The 9,178-nt window shown below is 58.2% G+C and carries 10 protein-coding genes and 3 pseudogenes; 7 read left to right on the top strand and 6 right to left on the bottom strand.

Translation table 11 applies throughout. The features are described from left to right. The first annotated feature begins 156 nt into the window (after window positions 1-156). The 3 genes from LG661_RS23715 to LG661_RS23705 all read left to right on the top strand — a co-directional run bounded on the left by LG661_RS23715 (window position 157) and on the right by LG661_RS23705 (window position 1,932). Window positions 157-771, top strand: a complete 615-nt coding sequence (locus LG661_RS23715; RefSeq protein WP_230534454.1) for a TetR/AcrR family transcriptional regulator — start codon at window positions 157-159, stop codon at window positions 769-771. A 125-nt stretch (window positions 772-896) separates the two neighbouring features. Then, complete coding sequence (locus tag LG661_RS23710) at window positions 897-1,277, top strand: hypothetical protein (protein ID WP_230534453.1); 381 nt, start codon at window positions 897-899, stop codon at window positions 1,275-1,277. Between the two features lie 178 nt (window positions 1,278-1,455). Beyond that, complete coding sequence (locus LG661_RS23705; RefSeq protein WP_230534452.1) at window positions 1,456-1,932, top strand: sigma factor-like helix-turn-helix DNA-binding protein; 477 nt, start codon at window positions 1,456-1,458, stop codon at window positions 1,930-1,932. A gap of 346 nt (window positions 1,933-2,278) precedes the next feature. On the opposite strand, the pseudogene LG661_RS23700 reads toward LG661_RS23705, so the two are convergent. The 3 pseudogenes from LG661_RS23700 to LG661_RS23690 form a co-directional block, all read right to left on the bottom strand. Continuing rightward, window positions 2,279-2,566: pseudogene (locus tag LG661_RS23700) on the bottom strand (transposase); the annotation flags it as partial. Between the two features lie 80 nt (window positions 2,567-2,646). After that, window positions 2,647-2,781, bottom strand: a pseudogene (locus LG661_RS23695) (ATP-binding protein); the annotation flags it as partial. Next, window positions 2,774-3,519 (bottom strand): annotated as a pseudogene (locus LG661_RS23690) (IS110 family RNA-guided transposase); the annotation flags it as partial. The pseudogenes LG661_RS23695 and LG661_RS23690, both read right to left, overlap by 8 nt. On the opposite strand from LG661_RS23690, the gene LG661_RS25610 reads away from it, so the two are divergent. Together LG661_RS25610 and recA are read left to right on the top strand one after the other, a co-directional pair. After that, window positions 3,518-4,009 (top strand): DinB/UmuC family translesion DNA polymerase, encoded by a 492-nt coding sequence (locus LG661_RS25610; protein WP_407666835.1) that lies wholly within the window; start codon window positions 3,518-3,520, stop codon window positions 4,007-4,009. The pseudogene LG661_RS23690 and the gene LG661_RS25610 overlap by 2 nt on opposite strands. Window positions 4,010-4,203: 194 nt before the next feature. Next, complete coding sequence (recA, locus tag LG661_RS23680; RefSeq protein WP_230534451.1) at window positions 4,204-5,247, top strand: recombinase RecA; 1,044 nt, start codon at window positions 4,204-4,206, stop codon at window positions 5,245-5,247. Window positions 5,248-5,280: 33 nt separating this feature from the next. Here recA and LG661_RS23675 read toward each other — a convergent pair whose 3' ends face one another. Continuing rightward, entirely contained in the window at window positions 5,281-5,469 is a 189-nt protein-coding gene (locus tag LG661_RS23675; RefSeq protein ID WP_230534450.1) for a hypothetical protein, read from the bottom strand. A gap of 86 nt (window positions 5,470-5,555) precedes the next feature. Beyond that, the gene (locus LG661_RS23670; RefSeq protein WP_230534449.1) at window positions 5,556-5,747 is read right to left on the bottom strand and encodes a hypothetical protein; all 192 of its coding nucleotides are present in this window, start codon (window positions 5,745-5,747) and stop codon (window positions 5,556-5,558) included. Between the two features lie 27 nt (window positions 5,748-5,774). Here LG661_RS23670 and LG661_RS23665 point away from each other — a divergent pair, with 27 nt between their 5' ends. After that, a complete protein-coding gene (locus tag LG661_RS23665; protein WP_230534448.1) occupies window positions 5,775-5,984 on the top strand; it encodes a hypothetical protein in 210 nt (69 codons plus the stop codon). A 131-nt stretch (window positions 5,985-6,115) separates the two neighbouring features. Here the strand turns inward: LG661_RS23665 and LG661_RS23660 are convergent, their stop codons facing one another. Further along, complete coding sequence (locus tag LG661_RS23660) at window positions 6,116-7,813, bottom strand: methyl-accepting chemotaxis protein (RefSeq protein WP_230534455.1); 1,698 nt, start codon at window positions 7,811-7,813, stop codon at window positions 6,116-6,118. Between the two features lie 276 nt (window positions 7,814-8,089). On the opposite strand from LG661_RS23660, the gene LG661_RS23655 reads away from it, so the two are divergent. Further along, window positions 8,090-8,476: a hypothetical protein gene (locus tag LG661_RS23655; RefSeq protein WP_230534447.1), complete on the top strand. Its 387-nt coding sequence runs from the start codon at window positions 8,090-8,092 to the stop codon at window positions 8,474-8,476. Window positions 8,477-9,178 lie beyond the last annotated feature (702 nt).

Raw genomic sequence — 9,178 nt, 5'->3', positions numbered from 1 at the left:
CTCTCGCCGGAACAACCTGATCAGAACTCACAACTAGGCGGGCAGCGAGCGTTGCGGTCAAGATGAACACAAAAAACAGCATAATGAGGCTCTAGGCTTGACGGCTGAGTGTCATCGGCCAAGTTGACGGCGCCAACATGTAAGGGGATGTTGACATTGTCAACACGTGAGACGGATACGAACAAACCTTTCCATCATGGGGACCTGAGACATGCCCTTATCGAGGCTACGGCGGAACTGATCGAGCGGGACGGTCCAGCTGCTGTCAGTCTGCGCGAGGCGGCTCGCATTACCGGGGTTTCTCACAATGCGCCCTACCGGCACTTCCCCACGCGGGAAGCCCTGCTAGCTGCCGTTGCGGCTCACGGCTTTCGGCAGTTGCGGTTGGCATTCGAGGCGGCGGCAGCCGCCACACCGGAGAACCGAATGCTGGCCCTTGGCCAAGGTTACTTGCGCTTTGCCTCGGCTCATCCGGGTCTGTTCCGGCTGATGTTCGGCAGCGGGTTGGATCGGCAATCACATCCCGAGCTTGAGCGAGCAGCTCAGAAGGCATTCGGTGTCCTGCAACGGGCGGCCCTCGATGGAGGGTCGCCATCGCCACGTGACGCGGCCCTGGGCGCATGGGCTCTGGTCCACGGCCTTTCTCACCTGATCGTCGACAATCAGCTCGCTCAAGACTTACAGGAGTATGCAGCAAGTGGACGGCTGTTGGAGAGGATCGCTGAGGTCTATGGGTTGAGCACGCCTGGGGAAGACGGTCTCGTTCCATGAACGGGCTTTCCTGAGATTAGATCTTGGAACAGGAAGGTCCGGTAGTGGCAGATTTCGTTGAAAAAGTCGGTGCTTAGGTTGGCAGAGAGAGCAGCGGCGCCTGCTTTGCTGAAGTTGGATCTGCGGTGAGTTGGGCCCTCGCGATCACCTTGAGCCGTCTCGAGTACGTTGAGATCGCGAGCGCCAAGCCCGGTCGGGAACTGACCCGCGCCATGGCCGATGTGGTGAAGGACCTCATGATCGTGCTGGGCGAGGATGGCCAAGTCCCAGCCGATGGCGCTCAGGTGGAGGCCATCCGTGCGGCAATCGCCGGCAATCTCCCTGAGGTTACAATCGAGTTCCCGGTAGCGCGACTGTGCGCTCGCTATGCACAGCAGGCAGTTCCGAGTCAGAAAAAGATCCTCAAATCGCTGGAGCGGGCTGCCACCTTCAAGAAGAATCGCGAGGTTTACCTGCAGGCTCATCAGCAGGCGCAAGTCAGCGGTCGTCGAGCCGCCGCACGGTAACGGTGCGGTTGCTGCAAACTCCGTTGTGCATCGAGTCGCAGTGATCTTGGCAAATCACGATTTCCCTGGATTATGGGGGCGGGGGTACTGACTTTTGCCCGATTTGGATGGCGTTGGAGGCCTGTCACGACAGTCCCTTACCTGTCGGGCCAAACTGATCTTGATGGAGTGTGCCTCATTGACGACCCTGAAGGAGTTCGAGCTGGCGCTGCGCGAGCAGGGCATGCACATGGCTCTGGCGATCCTGGAGAAACTGAAGGAGCGGGACCGGGCCAATCGGACGATCCGGCCGGCGCGGCGGATTGCGGGCAAGAAGATGACGCCTGAGCTCGCCCGACGCATCATTGAGCTCAACCAGACCACCGATATGACCCAGCAGGAGATCGCGTTCCAGCTGGGTGTCAATCAGGGGCGTGTGAACGAAGTGCTCAAGCGCGGGAAATGGCTTGAGGACAATCCGGCTTCCGAGGAGGCTGTTGCGCGCGACAAGGCGAAGGCTCGGATTGAGAAGGCCAAGGCCGAGAGTACTCCGGTCAGTCAGCGTAAAGCGGTCGCCTCCACAGAAGCGGTTCGGCATCGACCGAAGCCGAAGCCCAGGAATCCGGCTCAGTTGTCGATTGAGGACTTCATCGCCTCGACAGGGCCTGAACAATAGATTTGACCCGGTCCGGGTCTCAGGGTCCCAGTTGGTTGGATGCGTTCCGTAAGGCCTGTCCTGCGATTTATCGAGAGATGCCTATATCTCTCGGAACGGCTTGCGAGGTGGATATGGACGGTGTTTCCTTCTTCCAGAAGCTTGAGGCATTGCTCCTACCTCCTGAGGTTCGAGCCTCCAAGGACGCGTTATCGAAGCTCTCGGCGGGGGGCTTCGTGGAGTTTGGCAGCTCTGGCCGGACCTTTGACAGAAACCAAGTCATCGACGGGACCCCGTTTCGTTGACCGTTGCGCCATATCTCTCCTTCGACCTTCCTACGCTCCAACAGCCTCGCAGACGCAGCTGCTTATGCCGCCGCGGCCGGAGCCCGATACACTTCACCTCGCGCCATCAGGGCCCAGATGATGCGGGCCATCTTGTTGGCCAACGCTACCCGCACCAGCATCGGCGGCTTGCGTGCCAGCATGCGGGCGATCCACGACCCTGCAGGAGCGCCATGGCGGGCGACCCAGAGCAGGACACTGTTCGTGCCGATGATCAGCAAGCGACGTAAGGTTCGCTCGCCCATCTTCGAGGTGGCTCCCAGCTTCTGCTTGCTGCCCGTCGGATGCTGTAGAGGTGTGAGCCCCACCCAGGTGTCAACGCCGGTTGAATTCTGACCCACTTTGAGCGAGCGCGCCGATTCAAATCTGAACCACCCCGCTCTTATCCCAATCATTCCTTTGGCTTCACCACCATGCCAGCGCGCCGCTTGTCCTTGAGCCGATAGCTCTCGCCACTGATTTGCACCACCGTCGAGTGGTGCAGCAGGCGGTCGAGCATGGCGGCCGTCAGCACCGCCTCCTCGGCAGGCGGCAAAGTCCCGTCCGCGCTTGAATGTATCCGCCGGCGGAGCAAGGGCCGTCAGGGCCACCGCGGTGACCGGACCACCCCGGGAACGGTCATCAGCCGCCGTGCCGTCGCATCTGTCTTGGCCCTCTCGGCGACCTCGCGATCCAGACGGGCGATCTGCTCGTCCAAGCCATGGAGCCTCTCGACCAGCATCTTCAGGATCGGTCGGGCGAGTTCCGGTATCGTTTCAGTCCCATCCTCGATCGCCTGCACGAGGTGCGGAACGTGAGCCGGCCCTTTGGCCACCACGAGCCCGAACTCGGCCAGATGCCCCCGCAGGGCATTGATGATCTGAGTTCGCTGTCCCACCAGGAGATCGCGTGTCCGGAACATGGTGGCTGCGGCTTGAGCCTGTTCGCTCCTAGGGGCCACAAAGCGCATGGTCGGGCGCTGGGCCGCCTCGCAGATCGCCTCGGCATCGGCCGCATCGTTCTTCTGATGCTTGACGAAGGGCTTCACGTAAGCCGGCGGGATCAATCGAACCAGATGACCAAGCCTGCCGATCTCGCGCGCCCAGTAATGAGCGCTGCCGCAGGCCTCCATCGCCACAGTGCAGGGTGGCTGAGCCGAGAATAACGCGAGAACCTGGTGCCGCCGCAGCTTGCTGCGGAAAAGCACCGCTCCCGATGCATCAGCCCCGTGGACCTGAAACACGCTTTTCGCCAGATCAACCCCAATCGTGCTAACCTCTCCCATGGACGCCGCCCTCAAGTGGTGCTCAACACCTCCACTTTGGCACACCGAGGCCGTTTGGGACGACCCAATCAGTTCTTGTTCCGGCCCCTTCTTGCAGGAGCGCTTCAGCAAGGCCGGGAGCTATTATTGCTGGCTCGCCAGAGGCGTCGATCACCGCCCGGTCCGGCCGGCCGGACCCGGAAGTCTGTTGGCGCCGATGAAGGCGGCTCTGCAGCCAATCATCGACGAGGTCTGGCAGTATTGCGGTCAAACCGGTGTGAGGGGACGAAAGGTCACGCTTAAGGTCAAATTCTCGGAATTTCAGCAGATTTCCCGCAGCCGGACCTTGATGAGGACTGTCGATATCCGGAGCCAATTGGAGGAGATCGCGACTGGCCTTTTGGTGTCCATACTCCCGGTCGCGAGGCCGGTGCGCCTCCTGGGCGTATCCCTATCCACGCTGAACACGGACGAAGAGCAGCAGAGCCCTCAAACGACCCTTGGAATTTGATATGTCGGTGCTTCCGCTGCCAAGTTGATCTTCTCTCATCGTAGCCCATTCTAGGACGCCATGGATCGTTTCAGCCATGGAATAACCCAGCGGTTCTGCTGACATTTCACCGCAGTTCCTGTTTTGTTCTAGCTTCTCTGCACGGTTTGGGGTAGCCTTTCCTCAATTCCGAAATTCGGACGTGCGGAGCCTCCATGAGCTTGGATAAGAACAAGGCAATCGAGACTGCTGTTGCTCAGATCGAACGTGCCTTTGGTAAGGGTTCGATTATGCGCCTCGGCGGGGAGCAGGTCGTTGAGGTCGAGACGATTTCAACCGGGTCACTTGGGCTGGATATCGCGCTTGGCGTCGGCGGGGTCCCCAAGGGGCGTATCGTCGAGATTTATGGGCCGGAATCCTCAGGAAAAACAACGCTAGCGTTACATACGATCGCGGAGGCCCAGAAGAAGGGCGGCGTCTGTGCTTTCGTGGATGCGGAACATGCGCTTGATCCAGTCTACGCCCGCAAGCTGGGCATAAACCTTGACGATCTCATCATCTCTCAGCCAGACCACGGTGAGCAGGCGCTTGAGATCGCCGATACCCTTGTACGCTCGGGGTCGATCGATGTAGTGATTATCGATTCCGTCGCGGCCCTGACGCCGAAAGCCGAGATCGAAGGCGAGATGGGTGAAAGCCGTCCAGGCCTGCAGGCTCGGCTCATGAGCCAGGCGCTTCGTAAGCTCACGGGTTCAATCAACCGCACCAATACGGTCGTGATCTTCATCAATCAGATTCGGATGAAGATCGGCGTGACCTATGGAAGCCCCGAAACAACCACGGGTGGGAACGCGCTGAAGTTCTATGCCTCCGTGCGCTTGGACATTCGCCGGATATCCACCTTGAAGGATCGGGACGAACCGATCGGTAACCAGGTGCGGGTGAAGATCGTCAAAAACAAGGTCGCTCCACCCTTCAAGCAGGTTGAATTCGACATCATGTTCGGCGAGGGAGTATCGAAGATGGGCGAACTCATAGACCTCGGCGTGAAGGCTGGTGTTGTCGAGAAGTCGGGAGCCTGGTTCTCATACGATAGCCAGCGTTTGGGACAAGGTCGTGAGAACGCCAAGCAGTTCCTGCGCGACAATCTGGAGATCGCAGCCGAGATTGAGGGTAAAGTTCGACAGAACGCAGGCCTGCTTATGCACGATCTTCAGGCCAATGACATAGGTGGCGATGCCGCCGACGATGCTGCATAGTTGAAAAGGCCGGGCGAAGGGCCGGCCTTTTCCTTAGCTCACGTAGACGATTTTGGCGGGATCTAGGTCCATCTCACCGTCCCATTGGTAAGCGGCGAGGTGACCACCCTTCGCAACGGAGTAGTCGAGACAGAGCCAGCGATGGTCTGTCATGCGCGCCTGCCCCTGAAGCGAGTAGTGACCGAAGATCACCGGCTTTGCATGGTTGTAGGCAAGCCGCATGTCCGGGCTGATCTCAATCTCGGGGAATTGGGCAATCGTCTCCGGATCAACGAGCGCTGCGGTCTTGTATTGATCGCTCCATCATCCTACCAGCGGATACGCGTGTTGGTGCGTTCATGGCCGTCTTTGTCGAGAAAGTACACGCCCACCGGGAGCGGAATTTCTTGGCCCTTCAGCAGGATCTCTGCAGCAATGCGTGCCGGGTGCCCCTTTGAGAACGAGGCATACACACCAGGATCCGTCAGTCGGCCGTCGGCGTGGGTGAATGCACGCATCATATCGATCTCGCGCGGATGCCAGCATGCATGTATTACCCGAAGCCCATCGGTCTCGAACCAGAGAGGCAGCGTGAGAAGTCAATCGACAAGCTCCTAGGCATGACTGTCTCACCTTCAAAGGAAGAGCCGGGATTATTCGAAGTCAGCGGCGACCCTAAGGCCCTCGAAACATTCGTGACTTCGCCGCTGCTCACCGATGCACAAATTGTTCTGCTCGGAAAATGCTTCTGTGCTTAGCGTCCTCAGGTATAAAGCGGAAAAGCGCCCCTCGTGAGAGGGCGCTCTTCAGTTAAGGCTTCACGAGGGGTAGAGCCGCACCGGTGGAGATCAGTCCGCCGGTATCTGCCATCTGGCTCAGAGTGCCTGTGTTAGGCTGCCTTCACCCCGCGAAGAAAGTCACCGACTTCGCCCCCCAAGCTATTGGAATGGCGAGCGAGCTCCTGGGCAGCGCTCAATACCTGAGAAGCAGCAGCACCGGCCTCACCAGCACCCCGGCGCACATCACTGATGTTTCCCGTGACATGCTCAGTCCCACGAGCGGCCTCATGCACGTTCCGGGCAATCTCACTCGTCGCCGCACCCTGCTCCTCCATGGCCGCCGCGATGGTCACCGAGATCTGAGACATCTCGCCAATTGTCCTAGTGATCGTGTGGATCGCCTCCACTGCCTCGCGGGTAGCCTGCTGCACGGATGCAATCTGGGCCGAGATCTCGTCCGTAGCCTTAGCCGTCTGCTTGGCAAGTTCCTTTACTTCAGAGGCGACCACGGCAAAGCCCTTTCCGGCTTCTCCCGCACGAGCGGCCTCAATAGTGGCGTTGAGCGCGAGTAGGTTCGTCTGTCCTGCCAGAGCATTGGTCATGGCGATCACGTTGCCGATCCGCTCGGCTGTGGAGGCGAGCTGCTGTACGATAGTGTCGGTGCGCTGCGCATCCTGAACCGCACGCTCCGCAATGCGGGATGACTGGTTTACCTGTGAGGCAATTTCCCGGATGGAAATCGACAGCTCTTCGGTCGCTGCAGCCACTGTCTGAACGTTGGCCGAGGTTTGCTCGGCTGCCGATGCGGCATTGACCGTCTGAGTGTTGGTTTGTTCTGCTATGGATGTCATGGTCTGAGCGGCAGCCTCCATCTCCGTAGCTGCAGAGGCGAGACCCTGTGTCATGGCGGAAACCTTCCGCTCAAAGTCCCTGGTCAATTGGTCCAGAGCCTGAGCACGCCGCATCTTGGCGTCATTCTCAGCCTCCTGCTCGGCGGCAAGCCGGCGCGCCACAATAGCATTGTCCTTGAAGACCTCGAGCGAACGGGCCAACTGACCGACCTCATCCTTGCGCTCGATCCCGTTAACATCGACGGCAAGATCACCTCGGGCGAGGCGTCCCATCGCCGCCGTGATCCGGGTCAAGGGGCGAACGACACCGGAAATCATGATGGCTGCAATGAGGCCAAGGGTCAATGGAATGCCGATCGCCGCCGCAATGATCAGGTTCGCTGATGTCTGGCTCGCAAACTCGTGTGCTTCGCCTGCTGCCTTTTCAACAGCCTTAGAATTTGCCTCAATACCCGCCTTCAATAGCTCACGAACTTTTATACGAAGGTCACGACCCTCTCCATTGGAGGTCGCCAGAGCCACCGCATCATTGTCCTCAATCGCAGCGGCAACGCTCTTATCCGTCAGACTGAAGTAGGCATTCAGCGTTGCCAATACCTCTTCATTGAATTTGCGGCCTTCGGCAGTTTCGGAGAGATGCAGCAATTCCTCAGTGTGCTGAAGTGTGGCCGCCTTGTACTCCTGATACACTGCCTCGCCGCTCTTGAAACGATCCTGCTCGGCCGCGTTGATGAGAATTAGGTTCTTCTCTTGAATGCTCGCCTGGTTCACCTCCGCGTCGATTTGCAGAATCTTCGTCAGGCGTGCGACCTCGTTCTTCACTAGGTGCTCCGTGTCAGCCGCCATGATGATTAGTCCGCGGTCGGCCATGAAGATCAGACCGACAGACATGGCAACAAAGATCGCAACTGGAATCGCGATCTTGGCTAGAAGCGTCAGATTGTTCAGCAGTTTTATTGTTTTTCACCAGCCCGCCCGCCTCGCTGCGAGAAGCGCACGCCCCCCTGACGTGCCGAAATCGGGTAAGGCTAGAATTCGTGGATCACGTGAGGAATAGATTAAGAAGATGGTCCGCTACCGGCTGAAAAGACTATAATACGTAGTTTCCCTTACTGTAGCTCACTAAATTGCTTCAGAATTTCTACGAGCGATTCTTGATTAGTACATCACTATATATGTACATTACATCGGGAGGTGGTTGATTTCGCCGGTAAAATCTAAGGATGGTTGAATATGATAATCGCAGGTAATGCTGTCCGCGAAGGCAGCGACCGAGAGTTACCGGGCCGATTCAATTCACCAGACTTCCCTCACTCACGGATTCTTCCCGTCGACGATCTCGGCCCGCTGGGCCACAGTCACAACCCGGCCGCTGTTGATGCCTCTGGGCGTGTACTTAGGGTTACCAAGCGGCGATATCTCGAGATTGCATGCGCGACGGCGGAAACCATGAGCGAAATTCTGGAACACGTCCCGTACGAGCTCACGATCGTTGTCCACGATTCGGTAAAGGCCGAGGAGATAGATGTGCTGTTGGATCTGGATGATCTGATCGAGGTTCGAGAAAGATCCTGCCGTTTTCCTATCCCGAGGATATTAGTGAGCGGGTTGTGCCTCTGACCCTAGTTGCGAGCAACATCAACATCGTTGAGCCATCCGAGAGATGAGATCGACCGTCATCTCCGCCAATGTGATCATCTGATTGCTAGTGCTACTTCAGTAATCCTGACAGGAGCATCACTCCTTGCCCCTACTGGAACGGCCGCAAGGATACGGCTACTGACGCCTTCTCAAGTGCGGAGACAGCACTCAGAGCCTCGATTGACAGGGCCGGTCCGTGCCAGACTCCTATTGTAAGACCAAGTGAAGGAGTGCTCCGTCAACCATACCGATCCGGATGAAATCGGATGCGACACTCTGGCAACATGGCAGAGAATCATGTATTTGGGCTGCTCAACGGCAGGTCCGCCGGTTTCACATCTACAGCCAGAGGAGGCGTCACATGTCTGAACGACTTTACATGTCTCGCACGCGCCACCCCGCCCTCCCTGTCGCTTCAACGCATTCTGCTGTAGGTAGCCATGAAACCGTACGTCTTACCCTTGCCCTTTATAGGGCTCGCATTCCGCTTTGAGGTCATCTGGGCGATGCGCCGCCCCGCTAATGACCCTAAGCCGCCTTCCATGACCTTGGAGTCTATCGAGAACCTCCGCAGGGAAGTGGGCAACCACATCCTGCGCGATGTCGGCTTCGACCGCAGCCGTGCCGATTGAGTCTTAAAGCAGATTCGATTTAGACGGGCTCATATCCGCATTTCCTGAG

Source organism: Microvirga roseola, from assembly GCF_020866965.1.
Lineage (GTDB): Bacteria > Pseudomonadota > Alphaproteobacteria > Rhizobiales > Beijerinckiaceae > Microvirga > Microvirga roseola.
This window is presented reverse-complemented; position numbering and strand designations above follow the sequence as displayed.

What these genes read in the sequence shown, in the direction of transcription:
- LG661_RS23655 (WP_230534447.1), top strand. Translation starts at nt 8,090, where the DNA reads ATGATAATCGCAGGTAATGCTGTCCGCGAAGGCAGCGACCGAGAGTTA.
- LG661_RS23675 (WP_230534450.1), bottom strand. Translation starts at nt 5,469, where the DNA reads ATGCGGCTTGCCTACAACCATGCAAAGCCGGTGATCTTCGGTCACTAC.
- LG661_RS23665 (WP_230534448.1), top strand. Translation starts at nt 5,775, where the DNA reads ATGTATTACCCGAAGCCCATCGGTCTCGAACCAGAGAGGCAGCGTGAG.
- recA (WP_230534451.1), top strand. Translation starts at nt 4,204, where the DNA reads ATGAGCTTGGATAAGAACAAGGCAATCGAGACTGCTGTTGCTCAGATC.
- LG661_RS25610 (WP_407666835.1), top strand. Translation starts at nt 3,518, where the DNA reads ATGGACGCCGCCCTCAAGTGGTGCTCAACACCTCCACTTTGGCACACC.
- LG661_RS23670 (WP_230534449.1), bottom strand. Translation starts at nt 5,747, where the DNA reads ATGATGCGTGCATTCACCCACGCCGACGGCCGACTGACGGATCCTGGT.